Origin of the sequence: Halalkalibacter oceani, assembly GCF_023715705.1 — a bacterium.
Lineage (GTDB): Bacteria > Bacillota > Bacilli > Bacillales > Bacillaceae_D > Halalkalibacter > Halalkalibacter oceani_A.
Map to the genome: position 1 here is coordinate 1 of NZ_JAMBOS010000025.1, position 24,981 is coordinate 24,981.

General features: G+C 47.9%; 26 protein-coding genes and 1 tRNA gene. All 27 read right to left on the reverse strand.

Translation table 11 applies throughout. The annotated features are described in order from the left end of the window. Positions 1–457: 457 nt before the first annotated feature. Positions 458–1,954: a lysine--tRNA ligase gene (gene lysS / locus M3212_RS17450; protein ID WP_251195258.1), complete on the reverse strand. Its 1,497-nt coding sequence runs from the start codon at positions 1,952–1,954 to the stop codon at positions 458–460. A gap of 134 nt (positions 1,955–2,088) precedes the next feature. Further along, positions 2,089–3,090, reverse strand: coding sequence for a tRNA dihydrouridine synthase DusB (gene dusB, locus M3212_RS17455; RefSeq protein ID WP_251195259.1), 1,002 nt, complete (start codon positions 3,088–3,090; stop codon positions 2,089–2,091). Between the two features lie 28 nt (positions 3,091–3,118). Beyond that, positions 3,119–3,322 carry a helix-turn-helix domain-containing protein gene (locus M3212_RS17460; protein ID WP_251195260.1) on the reverse strand — a complete coding sequence of 68 codons (204 nt, stop codon included), beginning with the start codon at positions 3,320–3,322 and terminating at the stop codon, positions 3,119–3,121. After that, positions 3,274–3,801 (reverse strand): 2-amino-4-hydroxy-6-hydroxymethyldihydropteridine diphosphokinase, encoded by a 528-nt coding sequence (gene folK / locus M3212_RS17465; protein ID WP_251195261.1) that lies wholly within the window; start codon positions 3,799–3,801, stop codon positions 3,274–3,276. Before folK ends, M3212_RS17460 begins: the two co-directional genes overlap by 49 nt. Then, a complete protein-coding gene (gene folB / locus M3212_RS17470) occupies positions 3,798–4,160 on the reverse strand; it encodes a dihydroneopterin aldolase (protein WP_251195262.1) in 363 nt (120 codons plus the stop codon). The genes folK and folB overlap by 4 nt, the downstream gene beginning before the upstream one ends. Continuing rightward, positions 4,153–4,989, reverse strand: a complete 837-nt coding sequence (folP, locus tag M3212_RS17475; RefSeq protein WP_251195263.1) for a dihydropteroate synthase — start codon at positions 4,987–4,989, stop codon at positions 4,153–4,155. The genes folB and folP overlap by 8 nt, the downstream gene beginning before the upstream one ends. Beyond that, a complete protein-coding gene (pabC, locus tag M3212_RS17480) occupies positions 4,986–5,852 on the reverse strand; it encodes an aminodeoxychorismate lyase (protein WP_251195264.1) in 867 nt (288 codons plus the stop codon). The genes folP and pabC overlap by 4 nt, the downstream gene beginning before the upstream one ends. Then, on the reverse strand, positions 5,837–6,433 hold the full coding sequence (gene pabA, locus M3212_RS17485) for an aminodeoxychorismate/anthranilate synthase component II (RefSeq protein WP_251195265.1): 597 nt from the start codon (positions 6,431–6,433) through the stop codon (positions 5,837–5,839). Before pabA ends, pabC begins: the two co-directional genes overlap by 16 nt. A gap of 12 nt (positions 6,434–6,445) precedes the next feature. Beyond that, the gene (gene pabB, locus M3212_RS17490) at positions 6,446–7,900 is read right to left on the reverse strand and encodes an aminodeoxychorismate synthase, component I (RefSeq protein WP_251195266.1); all 1,455 of its coding nucleotides are present in this window, start codon (positions 7,898–7,900) and stop codon (positions 6,446–6,448) included. A gap of 250 nt (positions 7,901–8,150) precedes the next feature. Next, positions 8,151–9,077 (reverse strand): cysteine synthase A, encoded by a 927-nt coding sequence (gene cysK, locus M3212_RS17495; RefSeq protein WP_251195267.1) that lies wholly within the window; start codon positions 9,075–9,077, stop codon positions 8,151–8,153. A gap of 100 nt (positions 9,078–9,177) precedes the next feature. Further along, on the reverse strand, positions 9,178–10,056 hold the full coding sequence (hslO, locus tag M3212_RS17500; RefSeq protein WP_251195268.1) for an Hsp33 family molecular chaperone HslO: 879 nt from the start codon (positions 10,054–10,056) through the stop codon (positions 9,178–9,180). Between the two features lie 24 nt (positions 10,057–10,080). After that, the gene (locus M3212_RS17505; RefSeq protein WP_251195269.1) at positions 10,081–10,845 is read right to left on the reverse strand and encodes a type III pantothenate kinase; all 765 of its coding nucleotides are present in this window, start codon (positions 10,843–10,845) and stop codon (positions 10,081–10,083) included. Between the two features lie 237 nt (positions 10,846–11,082). Continuing rightward, complete coding sequence (gene ftsH / locus M3212_RS17510; protein ID WP_251195270.1) at positions 11,083–13,092, reverse strand: ATP-dependent zinc metalloprotease FtsH; 2,010 nt, start codon at positions 13,090–13,092, stop codon at positions 11,083–11,085. Between the two features lie 69 nt (positions 13,093–13,161). After that, a complete protein-coding gene (gene hpt, locus M3212_RS17515; RefSeq protein ID WP_251195312.1) occupies positions 13,162–13,701 on the reverse strand; it encodes a hypoxanthine phosphoribosyltransferase in 540 nt (179 codons plus the stop codon). A 25-nt stretch (positions 13,702–13,726) separates the two neighbouring features. Continuing rightward, the gene (gene tilS / locus M3212_RS17520) at positions 13,727–15,148 is read right to left on the reverse strand and encodes a tRNA lysidine(34) synthetase TilS (RefSeq protein ID WP_251195271.1); all 1,422 of its coding nucleotides are present in this window, start codon (positions 15,146–15,148) and stop codon (positions 13,727–13,729) included. Next, positions 15,129–15,578, reverse strand: coding sequence for a threonine/serine exporter family protein (locus M3212_RS17525; RefSeq protein ID WP_251195272.1), 450 nt, complete (start codon positions 15,576–15,578; stop codon positions 15,129–15,131). Before M3212_RS17525 ends, tilS begins: the two co-directional genes overlap by 20 nt. Positions 15,579–15,599: 21 nt before the next feature. After that, positions 15,600–16,352, reverse strand: a complete 753-nt coding sequence (locus M3212_RS17530; protein ID WP_251195273.1) for a threonine/serine exporter family protein — start codon at positions 16,350–16,352, stop codon at positions 15,600–15,602. Between the two features lie 30 nt (positions 16,353–16,382). Then, positions 16,383–17,354: a serine/threonine protein kinase gene (locus M3212_RS17535; RefSeq protein WP_251195313.1), complete on the reverse strand. Its 972-nt coding sequence runs from the start codon at positions 17,352–17,354 to the stop codon at positions 16,383–16,385. Beyond that, entirely contained in the window at positions 17,320–18,060 is a 741-nt protein-coding gene (locus M3212_RS17540; RefSeq protein WP_251195274.1) for a VWA domain-containing protein, read from the reverse strand. Before M3212_RS17540 ends, M3212_RS17535 begins: the two co-directional genes overlap by 35 nt. Positions 18,061–18,148: 88 nt before the next feature. After that, positions 18,149–20,632, reverse strand: coding sequence for a stage II sporulation protein E (spoIIE, locus tag M3212_RS17545; RefSeq protein WP_434084061.1), 2,484 nt, complete (start codon positions 20,630–20,632; stop codon positions 18,149–18,151). A 416-nt stretch (positions 20,633–21,048) separates the two neighbouring features. Beyond that, positions 21,049–21,125, reverse strand: a tRNA-Met gene (locus M3212_RS17550). Positions 21,126–21,346: 221 nt separating this feature from the next. Then, positions 21,347–21,823, reverse strand: a complete 477-nt coding sequence (locus tag M3212_RS17555) for a S1 domain-containing RNA-binding protein (RefSeq protein WP_251195275.1) — start codon at positions 21,821–21,823, stop codon at positions 21,347–21,349. Positions 21,824–21,898: 75 nt separating this feature from the next. Then, on the reverse strand, positions 21,899–22,279 hold the full coding sequence (locus M3212_RS17560) for an FtsB family cell division protein (protein WP_251195276.1): 381 nt from the start codon (positions 22,277–22,279) through the stop codon (positions 21,899–21,901). An 11-nt stretch (positions 22,280–22,290) separates the two neighbouring features. Continuing rightward, positions 22,291–22,872 (reverse strand): spore cortex biosynthesis protein YabQ, encoded by a 582-nt coding sequence (gene yabQ, locus M3212_RS17565; protein ID WP_251195277.1) that lies wholly within the window; start codon positions 22,870–22,872, stop codon positions 22,291–22,293. Next, positions 22,869–23,180, reverse strand: a complete 312-nt coding sequence (gene yabP / locus M3212_RS17570; RefSeq protein ID WP_251195278.1) for a sporulation protein YabP — start codon at positions 23,178–23,180, stop codon at positions 22,869–22,871. The genes yabQ and yabP overlap by 4 nt, the downstream gene beginning before the upstream one ends. Before the next feature lie 68 nt (positions 23,181–23,248). Continuing rightward, positions 23,249–23,512, reverse strand: coding sequence for an RNA-binding S4 domain-containing protein (locus M3212_RS17575; protein WP_251195279.1), 264 nt, complete (start codon positions 23,510–23,512; stop codon positions 23,249–23,251). Beyond that, a complete protein-coding gene (mazG, locus tag M3212_RS17580; RefSeq protein ID WP_251195280.1) occupies positions 23,499–24,980 on the reverse strand; it encodes a nucleoside triphosphate pyrophosphohydrolase in 1,482 nt (493 codons plus the stop codon). The genes M3212_RS17575 and mazG overlap by 14 nt, the downstream gene beginning before the upstream one ends. Between the last annotated feature and the right edge of the window lies 1 nt (position 24,981).

Below are 24,981 nucleotides of genomic sequence, written 5' to 3' on the forward strand. Positions count from 1 at the left end.
CGCCGCCAGCGTTCGTCCTGAGCCAGGATCAAACTCTCCATGAAAATGGTGAGCTGATTAAGCTCTTAATTTTTTTAAAACCGCTCCACTCTGCACTCAGCAATAGCCGAAGAAAACCACTTCGTCTTTTGCTTCCAAAACCTTGTGCAGGCTCCGCTGGCTTTTTTTGACGGTGACATTCGTCACCTTTTTTTCGCTTGGCTTTTGTTCAGTTTTCAAAGAACTCGAATCGCCAATGGCGACTTTCATATCTTAACAAACTCTGTAGAGCTTGTCAACAATATTTTTTATTTTTTAAATCGCTGTCTTAGCGACAAGAAATAATATAACACTAATAATTTCTCTTTGCAATACTTTTATTTCATCTTTTTTAAAAACAATCGCTGCACACTACGAGAATCATGTGCAGCGTTGTTGCCAGTTGTTCTTACGGAACAGTTATTGCCGTTTTTCGTCCTTATTCCCCTTCACGATGTCTCATCTGCGGGAACAGGAGAACATCACGAATGGAAGGCGAATTGGTAAGTAGCATAACAAGACGGTCAATCCCGATTCCCAAACCGCCCGTTGGCGGCATTCCGTACTCAAGTGCTTCTACGAAGTCCTCATCCATCATTTGCGCTTCTTCGTCACCTTGCTCCCGTTCAATCAGCTGCTGTTCGAAGCGTTGCCGTTGATCAATCGGGTCATTAAGCTCCGTAAAGGCATTGGCATGCTCCCTGCCGACAATAAATAACTCGAAGCGGTCAGTGAAACGCTCATCCTCGGCGTTCTTCTTAGCCAAAGGGGAGATCGCCACCGGATGGCCATAGACAAAGGTCGGCTGAATTAATTCTTCTTCAATAAAATGCTCGAAAAATTCATTGACGACATGTCCATACGTCATCGTTTCTTTTACCGGCACGTTGTGTTCCTTAGCGATAGCCCGCGCTTCTTCATCAGACATCTCCTGCCAGAAATCAACACCTGTCTTTTCCTTAATGGCATCCACCATATGAACCCGTCTCCATCTTGGTTCCAAATCCACCTCGTACTCGCCGTAAGTCACCTTTGTCGTTCCAAGCACTTCCTGGGCGATATGGGCGATCAGCTGCTCGGTCAGCTCCATAATATCCTGATAATCGGCATAGGCTTCATACAGCTCAATCATCGTGAATTCCGGATTGTGGCGCGTCGAGACGCCTTCATTACGAAAAACACGGCCGATTTCATATACCTTCTCCAGCCCGCCGACAATCAGCCGCTTAAGATGTAACTCAATCGCAATCCGCATATAAAGCGTCATATCTAACGCATTATGATGAGTAATGAATGGACGAGCTGAAGCTCCGCCTGCAATCGAATGCATCGTCGGTGTTTCCACTTCGAGATAGCCCTTTGAATCAAGATACCGGCGCATTGATTGTAGGATTTTACTGCGCAAGACAAACGTATTCCGCACCTCTGGATTCATAATTAAATCAACATAGCGTTGGCGGTAGCGCTGCTCAATATCCTTTAACCCGTGGAATTTATCTGGCAATGGTCTCAATGCTTTTGATAACAGTTTAAAGTCCGAAACCTTGACTGACAGCTCGCCAACTTTTGTTTTAAAAGCGGTTCCTGTCACCCCGACAATATCGCCAATATCAATCGAATTAAATAGCTGGTACTGCTCTTCTCCGACTGCGTCCTGGCGCACGTATATTTGGATTTGGCCGCTCAAATCCTGGATGTGGGCAAATCCAGCTTTACCTTTTCCTCTTTTCGTCATAATTCGGCCAGCCAAAATCACTTCATGGTTTGTTTCTGAAAGTGCCTCTTTCTCCACTTCCCCAAATGCCTCATTCATTGCAGCCGCTGTATGAGTCCGTTCAAACCTCGAACCGAATGGATCATGGCCCTGCTCCTGTAATTGAGCCAGTTTTTCTCTGCGGACTGTCAGTTGGTCATTTAATTCAAGCTCCTCAGCCATACATGTATCATCTCCTCTTTATCATTAAAAGAACCGCTTTTATGTCAAACGTACTTTATGTAGAAAAACTGCCAGCGCTATACACTGGCAGTACACTTGTCCCAAAGGCATTATAGTGAAGTCAAGCGCAAAAGTCAAACCGCACTTACTTCCTTGGCTACATTCTCTTCCAATTCTTCCACATAAGTATACAATGTTGTCGCGACATCTTCTCTTGTTTCAAAGCTGTTAATCTTGTCGCGAATCCGGCCATTCCCGGACATTCCCTTCAAATACCACGCAGCATGCTTGCGCATTTCCCGAACGGCGACATGCTCACCTTTTAGATCAATTAGACGATCAAGATGCGTCATGCAGACATCAATTTTCTCACGCGGGGCCGGCGGCTCTAACAGCTTACCTGTCTCAAGATACTGCACGGTCTGGTAAAGCATCCACGGATTTCCGAGGGCCGCCCGGCCAATCATCACTCCGTCTACTCCTATCTCATCGAGCATCCGGCGCGCTTCCTGTGGTGTCGTCACATCGCCATTGCCGATGACCGGAATGTTGACAGCCTGCTTCACTTCCTTAATAATGCTCCAGTCAGCCTTCCCTTCGTACATCTGCACGCGGGTACGGCCATGGACGGCGACTGCACTGCCGCCTGCACGCTCCACTGCACGGGCATTTTCCACAGCAAAGATATGATCGGCATCCCAGCCGATCCGCATTTTAACCGTAACGGGCTTGTCAACTGCCTCAACGGTCGCTGCGACCATCTCATAAATTTTATTCGGGTCGAGCAGCCATTTCGCCCCGGCATCACACTTCGTAATTTTCGGAACCGGACAACCCATATTAATATCAATGATATCGGCATTTGTATGCTTATCAACAAACTTGGCAGCTTCAACGAGCGTTTCCTTTTCTCCACCGAAAATTTGTAAGCTTAACGGCTTTTCACGTTCGTCGACATACAGCATGCTGAGCGACCTTTCATTCTTGTTAAGAATCGCTTTATCACTCACCATCTCTGCACAGACAAGGCCCGCTCCGAAGTCCTTTGCGATTAAGCGGAAAGCCGGGTTACAAACTCCTGCCATCGGCGCCAAGACAACTTGATTTTTCATTTCGATATCGCCAATTTTAAGCACAAGCTTCACCTCCCTGTAAATCTGTCTTTTATTTTGAAGTTAATTCTGCTCTTGTAATTTGGAGCACGGTCACGATTTGAGTAAGCAATTCCTCATCAGGCTGACGTTGGCCTCGTTCCACTTCACCCAGAACAGAGACAGAGATGCCCAATTCCCTTGCAAAAGCTTCCTGCGTATAGCCCTTTAACTTTCTGAATGCTCGAATGCGTTTTCCGTATATGCTGGCTTCCATATTTTTATCCCTTCTTTATCCGGCAGCTTTTCACATAACTCTTCGATAGACGTTCTTTTTGTCTCCACATAGAGCTTAGGTTCAAGCTCCATAAGGGGAACCATTACAAAGGCTCGTTCCCACATCCGTGGATGGGGAATGATCAGATGCTCCATCTCCATATTTTCTTGATCAAACAGCAGAATGTCAAGATCTATTGTCCGTGGTCCCCACCGCACCTCTCGCTTGCGCCCGCATTGGAGCTCAATCCGCTGGGTAACTTCCAATAATTCACTTGCCGTCAAGGAGGTTGCCACCTCAATGACCATATTTAAAAAATGTTGCTGGTCAACATAGCCTACGGGATCGGTTTCATAAATCGAGGAACGGCGCAGGACCTTGATCGCTCCCTCATCACGAAGCAGGTTGATAGCCTGTTCCAAATAAGCCTGACGGTCCCCTAGATTTGAGCCTAAGGCGATAAATGCATGATGGTTCATGAGCGTGACCTCGTCAGCTCAACAGCCACGGAGCGGTAGTGCCCCGGAATCGGCGGGTCAGGCTTGATCACTTTGACGGTGCAGAATTGAAGTCGTTCATAAGACCGCAAAAGCTCAGCGGCGATTTTTTCGGCCACTGTCTCGACCAGCTTGACAGGCTTCCCTTCAACAATTTTGCGAACCTGCTCATACACAGCGCCATAGTCAATCGTTTTGTCAATCGCATCGGTGCTGCCGGCCTCCGACAAGTCCATCCCTAGAACGAGGTCAACGAGAAAGCGCTGACCCAGTTTGTTTTCCTCCGGGAAAACACCGTGGTATCCATAGAAGGTTAGTTCATTTAAATAGATTTTATCCATTTTTCTCTCCCTTCTTCATAAGCACGTCCATCATTTTCACCATCCGCGCCATTTCCTTAACATCATGAACACGCATGATCTGACAGCCTTTCATCACCCCGTAACATACCGTGGCACCCGTTCCTTCTAGCCGTTCATCAACGGGCAGCTCAAGTGCCTTCGCAATCAGAGATTTCCGCGAAGTACCGAGCAAAACCGGATAGCCAAGCTCGACGAACACATCAAGGTTCCGCATCACATCAAGGTTCTGTTCATGTGATTTCGCAAAGCCGATCCCGGGGTCAAGGATAATCTGGTCGCTTTTGACTCCAGCTTCACGACAAAGCTTGATGCTTTCCCGCAAATCTGCCTTCATATCCTCGATTAAGTTGCTGTAGACGGCTTCACGGCGATTATGCATCAAAATAATTGGCACCCGATAATCAGCGGCGACATGGGCCATTCTTTGATCCCATTTTGCTCCCCAGACATCATTAATCATCGTCGCTCCTGCTTCAATCGCCTGCTTCGCCACTTCTGCCTTATACGTGTCAATCGAAATGGGCAGAGGAACCGCCTCGGCGACCGCATTAATCACGGGCAGGACACGCTTCAGCTCTTCTGCTTCATCGACAGGAACGGCATTGGGCCTTGTCGATTCACCACCGATGTCAATAATATCAGCACCCGCTTCATAGAGCTCACGCGCATGGGTGACCGCCGCTTCCACTTGATTGAACTTTCCCCCGTCCGAAAAGGAATCAGGCGTTGCGTTCAAAATCCCCATCACGAGCGTACGCTGCCCAGTCTCTTGTAAAACACGGTTTTTCTTATTTCGTCTTTCCCTCATACTGAACCTCCAGTAAGTTCATCTTTACTCCATAACCGTTGCCGATAGTGTTGAAACGCGTCCGACAGCTTCCTGATAAGGAGCTGATCTGTTTGATACGTTCGCTGACCACAAGAGCGTAATGGCACGATTTCCTGAATCGAATTCGTGACAAATGCCGCATCGGCCTCAAGCAGCGCTTCCGCTTTGTAGCAGCCGATCTCGACGGGAATTCCCCACTGTTCTAACAAGGCCAGCACGAACTGCCGTGTAATGCCGTCTAAAATGCCTGTCTGCAAAGCTGGCGTATAGACGACGCCCTTTTTGATCCAAAATATATTGGAGACAACACCTTCAGCTACGATGCCTTCTTCTGTCAAAAAAATACCTTCCTGATCAGAAGCATCTCCCAATTCCCGCTTTGCCAGTACATTATTGAGATAATGATGGGATTTCAGCCTCTTTTCCCCTTCTGGCGTGTTTCTCTTTATCTGTAACAGAACCGCATCCTTCAGCTGAGCTTTCACCGGCGGCAGCGGCTTCATATAAACAATGACCGTCGGCTGCTCATAACGCCCAGTATACAGCCCTAGCTCCGCCGGTCCGGCTGATACATTCCAGCGCACATACGCATTTTTCAGCTGATTGGCTCGAAGCAGGTCTGAAAGAATGGCCAGTGCTTCTTCCCGCTCCATCCGCCATTCAATCGCCACTGTCTGTAAACCGGCATGCAAACGGCGAAAATGGTCATCCAGTAAAAACGGATGACCACCATCTACGCGAAATGTTTCAAACAGCCCGAGCCCGTACATATAACCATGATCAAACGCCGAAATTTTCGCTTCGTCCCGACCGACAACCTTGCCGTTTACGTAGATGAACACACGCGGTTCTCCTTTCGATAGGTGTCAACGAAATTGCGGAGCAGCTGCTTGCCGGCCGCCGTCATGATCGATTCCGGATGAAACTGCACGCCTTCAATCGGCAGCTCACGGTGCCGGATTGCCATAATCTCACCTTCCACGGTTTCTGCGGTGATCTCAAAACAGTCAGGCAATGTCTCCCTTTTGACGATCAAAGAGTGGTAACGCGTCGCAGTTAACGGGGAGGGCAGTCCCGCAAAGACCGTTTGGCCTTGATGAAGGATGTCCGATGTCTTTCCATGCATAAGCCGTTCAGCGCGGATAACGTCGCCGCCAAATACCTGGGCGATGGACTGATGGCCAAGACACACACCGAAAATCGGGATCTTACCTGCAAAATAACGAATCGCCTCCATGCTGATCCCCGCTTCATTTGGACTGCACGGACCAGGGGAAATCATTAAAAAGTCAGGATTTATTTCCTCGATTTCAGCTAACGTCACCTGATCGTTACGCTTCACTACCAGCTCATGGCCCATTTCCCCTAAATATTGAACAAGATTGTACGTAAAAGAATCGTAGTTATCAATCATAAGAATCATTGCTTTTCCTCCTCAGCTCAGCTGTTTCTGTTTACTCATCTCTTCTTCACTAAGCTCAAGCGCCCGCCAAAGCGCTCGCGCCTTCTTCAACGCTTCTTTATATTCAAATTGCGGCTCTGAATCAATCACAATACCGGCTCCCGCTTGAACATGCGCCTTGCCATCGTGACAAAGCATCGTCCGGATCGTAATATTAAGCTCCATGTTCTCATCAAAGCCGATCCAGCCAATCGAGCCAGTATAAATCCCCCGCCTCACCGGTTCGAGCTCCTCAATAATTTCCATCGTTCTTACTTTTGGCGCCCCGGTAATCGTTCCTCCCGGAAAGGTCGCCCGGATGACATCATAAAGATCATAGCCGTCCGCGAGCGATCCTTTTACGTTCGACACAATATGCATCACATGCGAGTACTTTTCAATTACCATTAGCTCATCGACTTCAACCGTCCCATAGGCCGAAACACGACCGAGATCGTTTCTCTCAAGATCGACAAGCATCACATGCTCGGCCCGCTCCTTTTCATTATCAATCAATGTCGCAGCAAGCTGCGCATCCTCTGCATCCGTGCGGCCGCGCGACCGTGTGCCGGCGATCGGCCGCGTACTTAGCTGCCTCCCGTCCTTTTTGACAAGAAGCTCCGGCGATGCACTGACGAGCTGAAAATCAGGCGTATGAAAATAGCTCATATAAGGGGACGGATTGAGCTTCCGCAGTCGGTCATAAACATCAAGCGGCGCCGTTGCCAGTGCCTTTGTTTGCCGGACAGAAAGATTGACCTGGAACACATCTCCCGCCGCAATATATTCTTTTATTTTCATAACCGCCCTGCAAAACTCCTGTTCCGACAACGAGGCTTCTACCGAAGCTTCGCCGTTTTCTTCGGTATCCGGCCGATTGTTCCTTACTGCTGGCGCCGGCGACTGCCATTGCTGTTTGTACTGCTGCAATCGACCCTCGATTTCTGCCTCCGCCTGCTGGGCGCCGTGAACGATGATCCACAGCTCGCTTTGTTGATGATCATAAATAAACACATCATCAAACAGCATAAAATAAACGTCCGGCAAGCCTATATCATCGCCCGCCTGTACAGGCAGCTGCTCAATTTCGCGGACAATATCATAGCTAAAGTAACCAATCGCTCCGCCTTGAAAGGGCGGCAGCTCAGGAATCGTCTCAAACGTATAAGGTGAGAGAATGCTTTTTATCCCTGCTAACAGCGGCCCGTGCTTCACTTCTGTTTTTCCATTCTGCACCACTGTTAAACACTGCTCTTTCCCTGATAAAATCGCAAACGGCCTTAATCCGATAATACTGTACCGTCCACCGCGGCCGCTTTCCAGCAAAACATGGTGCGGCTCTCCGGCTGCAAGACCTTTATAGCGCTCATACCAACAATCTTCTGCCAAAGAGAAGGACGACACTTTTTTGACCCGGCCTGACTGACAGTTCACAAAACGTTGCTCCAAAGAGGTCCCTCCCATTCCAGTTCCTTTTTGTCTATTCTACATGAGAACGGAACGAAAACACAATAAGCGATCAAGAGCGGCTCGTTTTTCCACCCTGAATAATAAAAAAAGTCCAGAGCTTGAGACAAAAACGAGCCTTCGACCGATTGGCAGTGGCCTCACACAATCGGCCACGCCTACGCTCATGACGAAAAAGCTGCTGAAAAAGTGAAAATCGCACTTTTTCAGCAGCTTCCTCGCCACAAGCAACTTATTGTTCTTCAAATTGATAAAGCGGCGTACTGAGATAACGCTCACCGTTAGATGGAATAATGGCAACAACCTTCTTGCCTGCTCCGAGCTTTTCGGCGACCTGTAAGGCAGCGTAAATCGCGGCACCTGATGAAATACCCCCAAGAATTCCTTCTTCGCGGGCAGCACGACGTGCATATTCAAACGCCTGCTCCGTTGTCACTTGAATGACTTCATCATATATTTCCGTTTTCAGGATCTTCGGCACAAAGCCTGCACCAATACCCTGGATTTTATGCGGTCCAGGATTTCCACCGGATAGAATCGGTGAATCTGCCGGTTCAACAGCTGCAATATGGAGGTTCGGGAAATGCTCCTTTAAGAAGCCGCCTGCTCCTGTGATCGTTCCTCCTGTACCAATCCCTGAAATAAAGCCATCCAATTGGCCTTCAGCCTGCTCAAGCAATTCTTTTCCTGTCGTCAACCGGTGAACTTCAGGGTTTGCTTCATTTTCAAACTGCTGTGGCATGAAATAGCCATTTTCCTTCGCAAGCTCCGTTGCTTTGCGAATCGCTCCACCCATCCCTTCAGGACCAGGAGTGAGAACAAGCTCGGCTCCGTAAGCACGCAATAGGTTGCGGCGCTCTAAACTCATTGTTTCAGGCATGACCAGCTTTGCTTTGTATCCTTTGGCGGCAGCGACCATCGCTAAACCGATTCCTGTATTTCCACTCGTCGGCTCGACAATCGTGTCGCCGGCCTTAAGGGTACCGTCCTTTTCCGCCGCCTCGATCATGGCAAGCGCGATCCGGTCCTTTACACTGCTTCCCGGGTTCATAAATTCAAGTTTTAAATAAACATCGGCATGTTTGTCTGAGACTAAGCGATTTAATTTGACTAATGGCGTTTGACCTATTAATTCAGTAATAGATTGTGCAACTTTCATCGTGACGCCTCCTCAATACCAAGTATTTTTATTGGTTTTATTAAGATTATAGTAGCAGACGTTTTCAGATAAGTCAATTAAGTTGTTTATTTTTTTCCAACTATTTTGACTGCTCGTATAACGCTTCCAATTCTTCCTTGGAAATGTGGTACGTTTCGTTGCAAAAATGACAGCGTGTCTCTGCTCCGCCATCTTCCTCGATCATTTCCCGGATCTCTTTTCTTCCTAAACTGACGATCGCATTTTCGACCCGTTCTTTCGAACAGCGGCAGGCAAAGCTGATCGGCAGCTTATCAAGCAGCTTTACGTTATCATCGCCAAGCAGTGCCTGAAGAATTTCCTCCGGCGGCATTCCGGCTTCAACGAGTTTGGAGATCAGCGGAATGGAGGAAAGACGCTTTTCAATTTGATCAACAATCGCATCGTCCGCTCCCGGCATCAATTGAATAATAAATCCGCCGGCCGCAAGAATCGAATTATCCGGATTGACCAGCACCCCTACACCGACAGACGACGGCGTCTGTTCGGAAGAAGCGAAATAATAGGTGAAATCATCACCAATTTCGCCTGATACGAGCGGCACACTCCCGGTGAAGTTCTCTTTTAAGCCAAGGTCCTTGACGACGGACAGGTATCCATCCGTGCCGACCGCTCTGGCGACATCAAGCTTTCCTTGCTGATTGAGCTCAAAATGGGTTTGCGGATTGCTTACATAGCCCCGCGTTTCTCCAGTCGTATTAGCATCGACAATAATCGCTCCAATCGGTCCCTTTCCTTCAACTTTGATCGTCAGCTTTGAATCACCTTTAAGCATCATCGCCATCATCGTTCCCGCCATCATTGTGCGCCCTAAGGCAGCCGAGGCCGTCGGCCATGTCCCCTGACGGCGCACCGCTTCATTGACCATGTTCGTCGCGACAAGCGAATACGCTCTTACTTTTCCATTAAATGCTGTGGCCTTTATTAAATAATCTTCCATATGATTGTCTGTCCTTCCTTCTTCTTAAATATTTCTTTCATAAATCATCTGCAGCCCTTTTAGGGTTAAAAATGGCTCGACGACATCAATTGAGGTTGCTTCAGAAGCGATCAGCGCCGCCAGTCCTCCTGTCGCAATGACGGTAGGCTCCTGTTTCGCCTGCGCTTTCATCCGGTTGACAATGCCGTCAACCTGACCGACATAGCCATAATAAATCCCGGCCTGCATCGCGTGAACTGTATTTGTTCCAAGCACTTTGGCAGGCTTGGTTATTTCGATTCTCGGCAGCTTTGACGCGCGAGTGTAAAGCGCCTCAGCTGAAATTGATATTCCCGGGGCAATAGCGCCACCCATATAGTTCCGGTTCTCATCAATATAGCAATACGTGGTTGCCGTGCCGAAATCGACAATCACAAGCGGGCTTCCATATAAGTGTATCGCGGCGACTGCGTTGACAATCCGATCAGCTCCGACATCTTTTGGATTATCATATTTAATGTTCAGCCCTGTTTTGATGCCTGGTCCAATCACCATTGGCTTAAGTTCAAAATATTTCTTACACATTTGCTCAAGCGTGTACATTATCGGCGGGACGACTGAAGAAATAATGATTCCCTTAATCGCGTCAATCGAAACATCCTCATGATTAAATAATGCCTTAATTGACATTCCCCATTCGTCCTCTGTTTTCTGCCGGCTTGTCGCCATCCGCCAATGATACCGAAGCGACCGCCCTTCATATACACCAAGTACAATATTTGTATTCCCGACATCAATCACTAATATCATGATCCACCACCGCCAGCTTTTCTTATTACAACATCCTCGGCAAATTCCCCTCAATTATAAAACATATCCGCCCGTTTTGCGAAATGTAGGACCTGTTCAGGACAGCCATGTACGGAGGTTTAAGAGCTTACGGATGACCAAAGTGCAAGTGAAGCCATTGAATCCTTCTGCCTTTTTCTTTCAAAAAAAAGCGGGAAGCGAACCAAGTCGTCGCTTCCCACCCGCATTACGGCTGCTTTAGTTATCTTCTTTTTTAGGTGGCACTTCATCCTCAGGAGACGTTTCAGCTGCATCCTCAGCTGTTGGCTCAGATTCATCTTCGCTCTTACGCATCTCGTCATCCTTTTTTGAATGGATATTCACCTTAACGTCACCATCTTCAGAAGGCTTTTTGTTCGTATGATGGTTCTCTGGCAGCTTGCCTTCGTTAATCAGTGATTTAATCTGCTCAGCATCAAGCGTCTCAAGCTCAAGCAATGTCTCAGCAACGAGATCGAGGCTCGCTTTGTTTTCGACAAGGATTTCCCGACAGCGTTCATAGCACTCTTTAATGATACGCTGTGTCTCCATGTCGATTTCGTGGGCAATCGCATCACTGTAGTTTTGTTCATTCTGAATATCCCGGCCTAAAAACACCTGACCGCCGGAATTAGAACCGAATTGCATGGGTCCAATCTTGTCACTCATCCCGTATTCAGTCACCATTTTACGGGCAATCGCAGTCGCACGCTGGAAGTCATTATGCGCGCCTGTACTGACCTCGCCAAACTGAACTTCCTCGGCAACACGTCCCCCGAGCAACCCGACGATCTTATCAAGCAGCTCCGGCTTGGTCATGAAATAGCGGTCTTCCTTTGGAAGCATGACGGCATAGCCGCCCGCCATTCCCCGCGGAACGATCGTCACTTTGTGAACCATATCGGCATTTTCGAGCTTCACCCCGACAACGGTGTGACCCGCTTCATGCCACGCGACGATATTCTTTTCCTTTTTCGAGATCACACGACTCTTCTTCGCCGGACCGGCAATGACCCGGTCAATCGCTTCTTCCACATGAATCATGCTGATCTTCGTCTGGTCGTTTCGCGCAGCGATTAAAGCCGCTTCATTCAGAAGGTTTTCAAGATCGGCCCCGGAAAAGCCTGGCGTCCGGGTCGCAATCGCCTTCAGGTTGACATCATCATTTAACGGTTTATTGCGGGCATGAACTTTCAGAACCGCTTCACGTCCAATCACATCCGGACGGTTGACCATAATCTGACGGTCAAAGCGTCCCGGACGCAATAAGGCCGGATCTAGAATATCAGCACGGTTCGTCGCGGCAATAATGATGATCCCTTCATTGGCGCTGAAACCGTCCATTTCAACAAGCAACTGGTTTAATGTCTGCTCACGCTCATCATGTCCTCCACCGAGACCTGCGCCACGCTGGCGGCCGACGGCATCGATTTCATCAATAAAGATAATACATGGAGCGTTCTTCTTCGCATTCTCAAATAAATCACGGACACGGGATGCCCCGACACCGACAAACATCTCAACAAAGTCAGAACCACTGATCGAGAAGAACGGTACACCGGCTTCCCCTGCAACAGCACGCGCCAGCAAGGTTTTCCCTGTTCCTGGAGGTCCAACGAGCAGGACACCCTTTGGAATCCGCGCACCAATGGCCGAGAATTTACGTGGATCTTTTAGAAATTCAACAACTTCGACAAGCTCCTGTTTCTCTTCATCAGCACCTGCCACATCTTTGAACTTCGCTTTTTTCTTATCATCGCTAACGATTTTCGCCTTACTCTTACCGAAGTTCATCACGCGGCTGCCGCCACCCTGAGCCTGGCTTAGTAAGAAGAAAAAGAGAATGAAAATAATGATAAACGGAATGATCCCTGTAAAAAAGGTCACCCAACCGCTCGTTTCATCCGCCGGCTGGAAATCTAATTCAAACGTGCCCCCCGTAGCTGACTGGGCATTCATCAACAGCTCAGCCGTTTGCTCGCTTTGCAAGGCGTACGTTTCAAAGAACTCTCCTTCACCATGATTCGTAAACTGCCCCCGTACAAGGTATACCTGGCGAACAGGCTTCACTTCAAGGTCGCGCACCTCACCCTGTTCGAGTCTCTCTGTGAATGTGGTAAACGTAACCTTTTCTGTATCTGTCTGATCAGAACTAAATACATTTACAATCCCGACAATAACGAGAAAGATAAGTAAATAAAAAATGGTGTTACGAAATATACGATTCATCCTTGACCTCCTCCCACAAGCAATATAGCTTTGTTTATCGTATCACAAATGATCTTTTGTCCACAAACGTTAACTCTCATAGATCTCAGGCTTCAGGATACCAATGTAGGGAAGATTACGATACCGCTCAGCATAATCCAGCCCGTATCCTACTACAAATTCATCGGGTACGATAAACCCAGCCATATCTGGTACTAAATCGACCTTTCGTCCTTCCGGCTTGTCTAAGAGGGTCACAACCTTCACTGTTTTCGCCTTACGATAATGAAACAGCTGAACAAGATAGCTTAACGTCAAGCCACTGTCGATAATGTCCTCTAATATCAGCACGTCCCGTCCTTCTACGGAAGTATCGAGGTCCTTTATTATTTTGACCTCTCCTGAGGAAACCATACTTTTTCCGTAACTTGACACATCCATAAAATCCATTTCAAGATGCGTATCAATTCGTTTCGTCAAATCGCTCATAAAAGGCATCGCACCCTTTAGAACCCCGACGACAAGAGGGAAACGCCCGCTGTATTCTTCAGTAATCTGTCTACCCAACTCGCGGCACTTTTCCTGAATCTGTTCTTCCGTAATTAATATTTCTTGAATTTCGTCCCTAATCAATGGCCAACAAACCTCCTGTTATTCAATCGGAACTATCGGTTAAGTCCGCTTTCATTTTCCCTTGACGGCAGCAAACAACCACGCGTCTGCACTGGCTGTCATCCACTACCTGTGCCATTCTTGTACGATGCAGGTAAGGAACCCAAAGGACTTCCCCGTTTCCATCCACAAGGATTGGCCAGCTTTCACGTTCTTGCCTTGGAATCTTACGGTCAATAAACAAGCGTCCCACTTTTTTCGTTCCTTCCATCCCTCTGCAAGCAATCCGGTCACTGCTCTGTCTCTTTCTGATAATAAGCGGCTCAGTAAGCGCCTCCTTATCAAGAACGATCTCGTTTTCCGCTTCGGTAAAAGTGGCATCCTCTGTTATGTATGCCTCAATCACCCAGCCTCCAAACTCAACACGCCCCGGAACCGGGAGAATATGCTCCTGCTCTTCCAACGTATTCCCCTGAGCAGTTGAAAAATGACAAAAATCATACTCGCGGCGAACGATACATGAGCGGGATAGGTGATATTCCCATGTTGTTTTATCCTGAATCATCAATTCGAGGATCTGCTCAATATGTATTGAGGTAATCGATGGAGAATTTTTCCCGTAAAGATAATTTAATATTAGATGAATCAACCTTCTTTGTAAAGGGAGTGCTACGCTCAGAAGGGCCTCACAGGAAATTGTAACGTTTCGTTCACTTTTTCCAATCATCACGGACGATAAACTTTCCTCCGCCAGCTTTTGTAACATTCGTTGATCGTCATCCATCCATTCGTGCCATCGCTGCATATGAGTGTGAAGCTGTTGATTTTCCCGTTTAAGGACAGGCAGCACATCCTGCCTGATCCGGTTCCGCGTATAGGTCCGGGCGTGATTGCTCGAATCAAAGCGTGCGTTTAAACGGTGCTGTTTACAGTAATGCTCAATCATTTCCTTTGTTATTCCTAAAAAAGGGCGAATCACCACTCCATCCCCAAGCTTTCTCATAACCGGAATACCATAGGCGCGTAACGGCAGCCCTCCTCTGATCATTTGCATCAGCACCGTTTCCGTCTGATCATCGCCGTGGTGGCCCGTCGCCAGCTTGCTGTTTGGAATGTCCGCAAGCAGCTCACTAAACCATTCGTAGCGCAGCTTGCGGGCTGCCACCTGTGTCCCCTCACCACTGGACGCGGCATACTTTTTCACGTCAACCCGCTTGCTGTACAATGGAATCCGGCGCTCCTGACAGAACTGGTAAATATACGCCTCATCTTCATCAGCCTCTATGTCACGCAGCTGGTGATGAACGTGGCACGCGCGGACGTCGATCAAATAGCGCGTCCGCTCCTTCCATAAAAAGTCGAGCAAGGCGATGGAATCCGGCCCCCCGGACACCGCGACAATAATCGTCTCGCCCGGCGTAATCAGCTGATGCCTGCCAATGAACCTATGGACGTCGTGCTTCATAGCGTTGTCCGATCCCTCCTTTTCCAAGTGAGAAAACGGAAAGGGCAAACACAAGACCCGCGGCGATCGCTCCAGCCTGAAGCATCGTTTCAATTCCTATTTGCAGCCCGTTTAAATAATCCCCGTCGACAAAAGCCAGCATCGTAAAGTACGCCTTACTTCCAGGCACGAGCGGAATAATGCCAGGAATACTGAACGTTGTCACCGGCACGCGGTACAGCTTCGCCATCACATGCGAGCATGTCGCGCTTGCCAATGCGGCCACGGCCGTGGCAAATACGACGGTAATCCCTAAGGTAGGTAAAGTCGAGTATAAAAACCATGCTAATGCCCCAATTGCTCCACCAACCCAGAGTACCCGCTTCGGCACATTAAAAATTACACCAAAAGCGACGGTTGCAATAAAACAAAACAGCAGTTCAACCCACATTCGTATCTCCCCTTACTAGGCTTACAAAAACAAGGCGATCGCCAACGCAATTCCTGTTGCAATCGAGAGGGCGGTAATAATAGCCTCTGCTCCCCTGCTCACTCCGGCAATAAGGTCTCCCGACATCAAATCACGAACCGCATTCGTCAGGGGGATACCCGGCACAAGGGGCATGAGCGTTCCGATAATAACCTGATCAAGATTTTCGCCCAACCCGAACCAGACAAGCCCAATCGCCAGCATGCCACTGAAAAAGGCCGACATGAACTCCGCAAAAAACTTAACCTTTGTATATTCCTGTAACGTGACGATGCTCCAGCTTGCGGCAAAGCCGGCGATAAAGGCCGGCAGCGTATCGGATACGTCCCCGCCAAATAAATAGGAAAAAGCCCCGCCTGCTACACCAGAGGCAGCGTGTAAGAGCAGGCCAGGATAATGGCTCGGTGCTTTCGCGATCTCATTCAGCTGCCGCAGCGCCTCGTCGGCATCGATTTGTCCATTAACAAGCTCCCTGGAAACCTGGTTAACGAGCGTTACTTTATTTAAATCCTGATTGCGATCATCAACACGGATCATTTGCATAAAGTCTCCGCGTCCTTTTTCTTCAAATGAAAGAAAAATTCCCGTGGTGGTCACAAAGCTGTGAACATTATGAAAGTGAGCCGATTTTGCCATCCGCTCAAGCGTTTCTTCGACGCGATAGGTTTCTGCTCCGTAGGTAAGCATGATTTCGCCCGCTAACATGCAAATATCCATCATTCGATCCGCATTCATGCTGACGCTCCACTCCTTCTCGCTCGATCCCTACATCATTTGTCCAAATAAGTATAGGATATATGCCAGTAGAAGAAAAGAGGTTAACAAGAAGATTTCAACAAAGTAGGAAGGTTTTCTTTCCTTCTTTTTTATCGTCCTCCGCTTTGTTGATTTGCTTTTTTTCACCTTTGAGCGCGGGGACTGCACCGCATCTTTGGAGAGAATATCCAGCAGACCGGCCCTCATGGATTGAGCGTCATCATATTTCCCTTGAAGCGCACGCATAAGTACATCACGGTACCTTTTTAACGACGGATGGCTCTCGATCCGCTCTTTCAACAGCGCAAGCGGCTTCTCGCCCCGCTTTTCAAACCGGTTCGGATAGGCGCAGTTGATCATAATCATCGCCACTGCAAACAGGTCGTAGCCCGGCTCCGCCTTCCGGGAGCCAAGACCCCAGTAACCACGGTCAAAGAACTCGGTATATTCCTTGATCGAGCGTCCGAGCAATGTGGTCCCTCCGACATCAAGCCAGCGAATTCGCGGAGGCGGGCCGACGACGAGAATATTATCCGGCTTTAAGTCGCCAAACACCCAGCCGGCGGCATGGAGGCGCTCCAGATCACCGAGCAGCTGAACCATCAACAGCCCAAGCCATTCCGCACCACGGTTTTGCATATAATGAATCAGACCCGGACCTTTTAAGTATTCCATTGCATAGAACGGGTAGGTACCACTCGTTGTCACGAGGTCATCAACGTCAAGCAAAGAAGGTCCAAGGACTTGCCCTTGGACCTTTGAAAAATGTTTAAGCACATTTACTTCGGACGTGATTGACATATTATTGATGCCAACTTTCAGGGCAACAAGTCCGCCGGCTGATTCAGCTAAGTAAACCGTTCCGTTCGCACCCGCCCCAAGCGTCCTGACAATATGATAGGGATTCCGGTGCCATTTCCCGACGATTTTTGTACCAGCTAATAGCTTACATTCCTGACTCTTTGAGTAGCTGTTCCTCATCACCAGCAATCAAACTCCTTCTTGAGCCTGACGTTGAAAACTTCGAGAGCGCCTCTCGCAAGGCCGGCCCAGTCGGTGTCACTCCACCGGAAGACAATTTTTGGAAAATTCCTGTCAATGCCGTCAATTGAGGTGTCCAATCCAGCAGCTTGTCGACATCCTTTCGTTTCCCGGGAAACGAATAGAGAGAGAAGCGGTTCGATCCCATGCGTGACGTGAGACTAATCGACAAATCAATCAACGACTCCTGCACCATTGGCAATTTATTGTTCATGCTGGCACTCGTATCAACAAGGATTAACACCTCAAGGCTCATCGTTTCCCCGAGCTCGTCCACGACCTCCATCACCTGGCCGCGTTTTTCCGGAGGAAGGTCCTCCATTTCCTGATCCGCTCCGAGAATCTGTTGCAGCTCTTTGTTCACGACACCGTGAATCGTCTGTGTCATTGCCTTTCGCGTCACCATTTGCACCGTTTTCGTCAGCTGCTTCGCGTAGACAATTTGGCTCACCCCGCCACCCGACAACGCGATTGCTTCAATTTCCTCAATTCCCTGCTCATTTAAGTGATTGTCATCAACAATACCAATCACATTTACCGTAATGCCCTGCTCCTTTGCCAAGGCGGCAATCGCCACCGGATCTTCACCTTGATTTGAATGACCGTCAGTAAGTAACAAAATTTGCTTTAGCGTTCCTTTACTCATGATTTTCCCCCCAAGTCATTTGAATGTTATCATCATTCACTAGCTTGCGAGGTTTTATACATCTATCTAGTAAGGAGTTTCTTCTTGTTTAAGAGAACGAAACAGCCCGCTGTGCCTTTTTCCGTGTAAAGGAAGGCGCTTTATAGAGCGGGATGGCCGCCCACTTCGGTGTATTCCGCTTCACCTTGGCGACGATCACCGTCATGTCATCATTGATCGAACCTTGTTCGGAGCGGATGATCTTCTCCAGCAATAGGTCCGCCACCTCCTGCGGATCATCGGTTTTCAGCTCGTTAATCACCCGCTTCATCCACATTTCCTTGTTCTCGACATGCTTCGGCGCATCATAAATCCCATCGCTCATCATGATCAACAGATCTCCCGCCTTTAACTGTTCGCTCACGACATCTACGTCAAACTCCTGGATCATCCCAATCGGCAAATTATTCGCCTCCACTTTCGTGACATTGCTTCCCCTTTTAATAAAGCTCGGAATCGAGCCAATTTTCAAAAATTTTGTCGTAGCATCCTGTAAATCAATCATCGCCAAATCAAGGGTTGAAAAAATTTCGTCCGTCGAGCGCAATGACAGCACAGAATTGACCGACTTGATCGCAATCGTTTCCTCAATGCCCGACTGTAAAATCTTTTGCAGCAGCTGTAACGTCTCATTGCTCTCGAGATGGGCTCTTTCCCCATTGCCCATTCCATCACTGATCGCGATCGCGTACTTCCCCGATCCAAGCTCAATCGTCGAATAGCAATCGCCCGATACCCACGCACCACCCTTGGCGACATGGGCAACTCCTGTCTCGACGACAAACTGTTTTATCGAGCTGAATGAAACATGGCTGTATCCGTTCGGATAAAAAGCCGCTTCCTCCTGTTTAACGACAACGGTTTCATTTACAATGTCGGACAGCATCGGGGCGATTACCTTTTCACATTGCCCATGCCCGTTATCAGCAGAAATGCTCATTTCAATTTCAATGTTCCCTTTCTCGAGACTATATATATCAATATGACCGATTTCCAGCCCTACACCGCGCAAGGCGTCAAGCATTTGCTCCTCCTGATAATGATGGGCCTGCTTTTCCTTTTGTATTTCCTTCGCGAAGTCACCCATCACGCGCGACACCCCTAATAATTGGTCGGCGACGAGCTTACGGCTTTCCAGCACCTGCCGCTTCAATTTCTGATTCACCTGATAATACTCATGTTCACTCGCGATCGTCTGAATGACCTTTTCCGGCTTAATACACAGCTTCTTCCATTCTGAGAGCAGCATTTGATTTTTGATTTCCCCATGCTCCTCTGTTTCTGTCATAATCCTTTGCATCGAATCATATGTTTTAGAAAAGTTCTGCACCCAGCAGCGTTCTTTTTTAAAGCAGGTTTGGCAGGTTTTTTCGGTAACATTGCTCAGGAAATAATCGGTCTCCCTTTCCTCCTCCTCTTCATTCGCTGTTTGAGGGAAGGCCTGAAAGCTGCTGGAAAGTGTCTGAAATAAAGTCGAGAACTGTTCGACGCGACCTGCCGTCAAATCACGGATTTTCCTTACATATTGCTGCTGCTCCTTCGAATGCTCAACGGTTCCCGGAATAAAGCGGGCAAGCCGCGTAATCAGATCTTTAGGCGTTAAGAAGAAGATCAGTATCGCCGCCATTGATTCCATTAAGGTGACCGATACTTGTGTAGCTCCTTCACTATAGAGACCGATTAAAAGGGTTCCGACAAGCAATCCGAGAGCGACGCCGGTTCGCTTTCCTTCTTTTAATAAGCCCCCGAGCAGTCCGGCGAAGGCGAGCAAACTCATCTGGTATAAGCTGGCAACACTCGCCAGGCTGAGAATCAGCCCGGTCACGACACCGACCGTTGACCCGATTGCCGCCCCGCCAACGAAAGCGAACAGCAGAACGAGATAGCGCGCCAAAATATGTTCAACTGTCATATCATACATCATCCAGCCGATTGTCCCCGTCATTACAGAGGCAAGCATAATGATTAAGCAGACAATTTCTTCATTTTTTAACGGCTGCTGAATTTTCTTCGCCGTAATCAACGGCACACTTTGCATAAAAATCATCGTTAAGATAAAGCTTAGTCCGGCTTCAACTGTCGCCATCATCAGCGCGTAATTCGTCACGAGCCCTTCACTGACATAGACGAGCCCCAGCCTCGTCACCATGCTGGCGATAAAGACGGTATAGGGGAGAAAACTCTTCCGCTCCGTGATAAATTTCGTCACGACCTTTTGAACGAGAACAAAGGTGATTATCGCGGCAAGGACAAAGACAACTTGTCCGTGATAGCTCAAGAGCGCACCGGCAACAAGCGAGAGTGCGGCGATTCCTGCCCGTTCACGCTTAAGCAAGTAGACGGCAGCTAAATAAGGGAGAACAAACGGGGTTAACTCGGATAAAATCATCGCTCTTCCTAACAAAAAACCAATGATTGCTACCAAAAGTCCATATTGATAAAAAATGGTATTTGCCATTGCTGAAGCTTTTTTTCCGGCGTTTCCGATCATCGACCAGTCTGTCCATTTTGCTTTTGCTACCTTCCACATCATTTCATCCACCACCCTAATCAAATTGTTGTCCTAATTATAAACAGAGGATGCTTTCATTTTTTGTCAAAACAGCCAACGAAAATCAAAAAAACGTTCGACTCGTTTCGTCCTAAATAGGTAGCGATAGCTATAGTATTCAAAAAAAGTCGGCGCCTTCTCACTCTTTATGGAAGATAATTGGAGTCTGTAGGGAATGCTGAGGAACAAAAAAAGGTTGATTTTCTCTGAAAAGAGGAATATGTGAATTTCGCATAAGAAAAACGCGTAGCGTCCTTTCTTAGAAGCACTTTGCGGAGCGAGTGGTGCAAATTACTTTGAAAGAACTCAGAAACTTTTTTAGAAAGCTACGCCCTCTTTCTTAAAACGCAAAAAAACAGCTGATCATCGTGATCACCTGTTTTATTCGTAATATGTATTGGTAGCGGCGGAGGGAATCGAACCCCCGACCTCACGGGTATGAACCGTACGCTCTAGCCAGCTGAGCTACACCGCCATTTCACTTATTTGCGACAAGTATTAATATACTTGTTTTATCCTCATAAGTCAAGCATTAATTTCAGATAATGATTTCGGCGCAGCATTTGGTCCCGCATCTGACGTGCTCCTGAAAAATCAAACCGTTGTATCAGCGCTACAAAACGCTTCGACATTCATTAAAAAAAGCCGCCCCGCTCTCGCGAGACAGCTTCATTCTATTCCAAAGATAGCAGCAAATTATCCTCGACGGGCTCCTCGACCTCCACGCTTCGCTTCTGTTTGACGCTTCAATGTTGAAATACGTTCTTCGCTGTCCTTTAAAAACCGGCTCATCTTGTCTTCAAAGGAAATGCTCGCACGAGCTTGATTTGGTCTCGGGCTTCGTCCTCCACCTTGGGGACGAGAGTTGTAAGGGCGACTTGGTCTGGCTGGACGCTCAGCACCTTCTGGTCTTGGAGGACGAGCAGGTCGCTCAGGTCGGTCTTGGGCTTTGCGAATCGACAGGCCGATTTTCCCGTCCGCTTCCACGTTAACGACCTTTACCAAAACCTCGTCTCCAACTTTCAAGAATTCATTAATATCCTTGACATAATTGTCAGCTACTTCACTGATGTGTACAAGGCCAGTAACCCCACTCGGCAGCTCTACAAATGCACCAAAATGAGTGATTCCCGTAACCTTCCCCTGTAACTTGCTGCCTACTTCGATTGACATGAAAAAATAGATCCTCCTTAAGAAATCTTAAAAATGTTCACTTGTATATATTATACCTGAATGCGAAAAAGAGTGTCAATCTGACGAACGTTCCGGTAATTTAAATAGGGTTTCACCCGGTTTGGACAGGTAATAGTCACGTCGCGCCACCTCGGCAATATAATCCAGGTTATTGTAATTCTCTATTTCCTGCTCCAACCGCTGCTCCTCAGCCTGAAGCTGCTGAAGCTGCTCTTCCAGAGCCAGTTTCTCTTGTCTTTTCTCTTCCAGTGAACTTGTTTGCGCATAAATCGTGGCGATGCCAACACATCCGACGACAATGGCCAGAATAGCCAGAGCACTTAATCGTCGTATTAATCCCCTGCGCTTTTTCGTTTGAAGTTGAATCTCCTGTTCACGCTGCTGAGTATATGCTTTATCCAATGTTCGAACCCTGGTTGCACGATTTGCGGACATGTTATCACCCCTTACTCTTTCTTTTTCCTCATCGCACTAATAAATTCCTTTATTTTCTTCAACATCGGTTCCAATTTCTTTATATGCTTTAATAGACCTGTCCATCTTAACAGCAGGAGGACCAGACCTCTAAGCGGAACAAAAACAAGACGGAGCAAAAACAGGATGACAGCGATACAGCCTGTTACTATCATCATACATAAGGAATACAGCAGTTTCAATATGAAGGTGACCGGCTTAATGACAAGATATTGAAAAAGACTGACAATGCCCCTGTAAATTGAAACCGTCAGCAAAATACACCGTTCCAACAAACCTCGATAAAAGCGGCGGAGAATTGCCTGATAGGCAGCATAGCCGCAAATAAGGGCTAAGAAGACATAAAAACGGATTTCCCCGTGATTGGTTTGCAGCAGAACATAAAATACGACAAGCGCCTGCATCAACCAAAATAGCACATCGTTGCAAGCAACAAACCAATGAAAGGAGTTCCTGCGCTTCGAAAACCGGTGATACGTATCAATCGCCGCACCAATATAGCTGCCCATCGCCACCATGGACAGCATCGTATAAAGTTGCACGCTTAAGCTCACTTGAATAACTTCCCGAAGAAGCCTTTCGATTTATCCTGATGACCTTGATCAAGATAAACGAGGTCAAAGATCTTCCCTTCGATGGAGACATTCCCAAGCTCCACGTTCAGGTTTTTCATATGCAGGTTTTGACCGCGCACAGACAGGAAGCCCATCACCGTTTCGAGCAGAAATTCCTCATTATCGAAGCTTTCAACCTGCTTCACTCCCGTTATATCAAGCTGTCTCCGCCCTTTTAATGTAATATCATGGTCATTACTTTGCCGCTCTCGCCCCATCGGTGTACCGAATTCATATGAATGATCCATCCCATGACCCTCCTCTTTTTTTACTCTCACCGCATTATATGAAAGGAGGAGGGAAATTAGAACAAGCCCTATTCAGCGGTATTCGACGTTTCGCTGACGATCGTATACATCGTACCGGCTTCTTCCTTGCGTACAATATCACGGATCGCCTCGACCCTGACGGTAACCGTCTTCTGGCCAAACTTAATGACAAGCTCGTCTCCCGCCTTCACCGTCGAACCGGCTTTCGCCACCTGTCCATTAATTTGAATTCTGCCTTTGTCACATACTTCCTTCGCCAATGTTCTTCGCTTAATTAATCGTGACACTTTTAAAAATTTATCTAAACGCATCGCTATTCTCCTCCCGTTCCAGCTGCTTTGCCTGCTCCCATCTCTCATCAAGCTCCTCAAGAGTCAGCTCAGTCAGCACCCTGCCTTCCGCACCGACCGATTCTTCAATATAACGGAAGCGTCGTTTAAACTTCCGGTTAGTTCGCAGCAAAGCCTCTTCTGGATCAATTTTATAATACCTTGCTAAATTGGCAAGCACAAACAGGATATCGCCAAATTCCTTCTTCATTTCCTCCCCGGCTCCCGCTTTCAATTCGACCATAAACTCGTTGATCTCCTCCTGAAGCTTCATCCAGATCGGCGCCGCCTCGTCCCAATCAAAGCCGCCCTTCGCAGCCTGCTTTTGCAGCTGTTCCGCTTCCATTAGCGCTGGCAAACCTTTTGGTATACTGGCCAATAGGGAGCTGTTTTCTTCTTTCCCTTTTTCCTGCTTTTTAATAGCATCCCAGTTAACAACGACTTCCTCTGCATCACTCACGCTCGTTTCGCCAAAAACATGGGGATGACGCCGGATCATTTTTTCCGTGATCGCATAAATAACATCCTCAATCGAAAAATAGCCTTCATCCTCGCCGATTTGCGCATGCAGCAAAACTTGAAGCAGGACATCGCCCAGCTCTTCAACAAGATGCTCCTCATCCTGCTCATCAATCGCTTCAAGCACCTCATATGTTTCTTCCAGCAAGTACTTTTTCAGCGACTGATGGGTCTGCTTCTGATCCCACGGGCAGCCGCCCGGACCACGCAAGGTTGCGATCACCTTTCTCAGCTTTGTGAATTCACGATAAAGCATCTCCTCTTTATGTACCGGGGGCACATAGACCGCGGTTAAGTTATTCAGTGTCGTCCGTCGATCAAGATCGTAAAGCGGGACCCGGATCAGCTCCTCATCACGTGAGCCGGCAGCAGTGACGATCGTCACCTCATAATCATCCGGCAAACGCTCCATTAATGTCAGCTTAACCTCGGAAGCAATCATCGCATCATAGACCTGGACAATGATAATATGCTCGGTCAACACAAGCTGATCGCGCTGCAGCGCTGTTCCATCAACAATTTGACAGCCTTCAATCGGATCGATCCGCAAGGCAGTATACATCGCATCCAAAAAGCTTTGCCCGCCCAAAATTTTCAGCTTAATCGTACCCTTCGCTTCCTCCGCGACAAGCAGCTGAACTGTACGCTCTGCTACAAAAGGATGGCCGGGAACGGCATAAATGACCTCATCTTCCGCACTTGCTATCAGCTCGCCGACAATCGCCTGATAGACAGCATCAAAATCCTCGTGCTGTTCATACAAGGCATCAAACGCCTTAACAGCAACCCCTTCCTCCTTTAATGCCTGGACAGCCGGATGCTCGGCCGTCCGCACATAAACGGCCTCCTGCTTTACTAAATAACGGTAGATTCCGAGCGGCATTTGCTCAATGTCACCGGCCCCTAAGCCAATAATGATTATTTCTTTCATC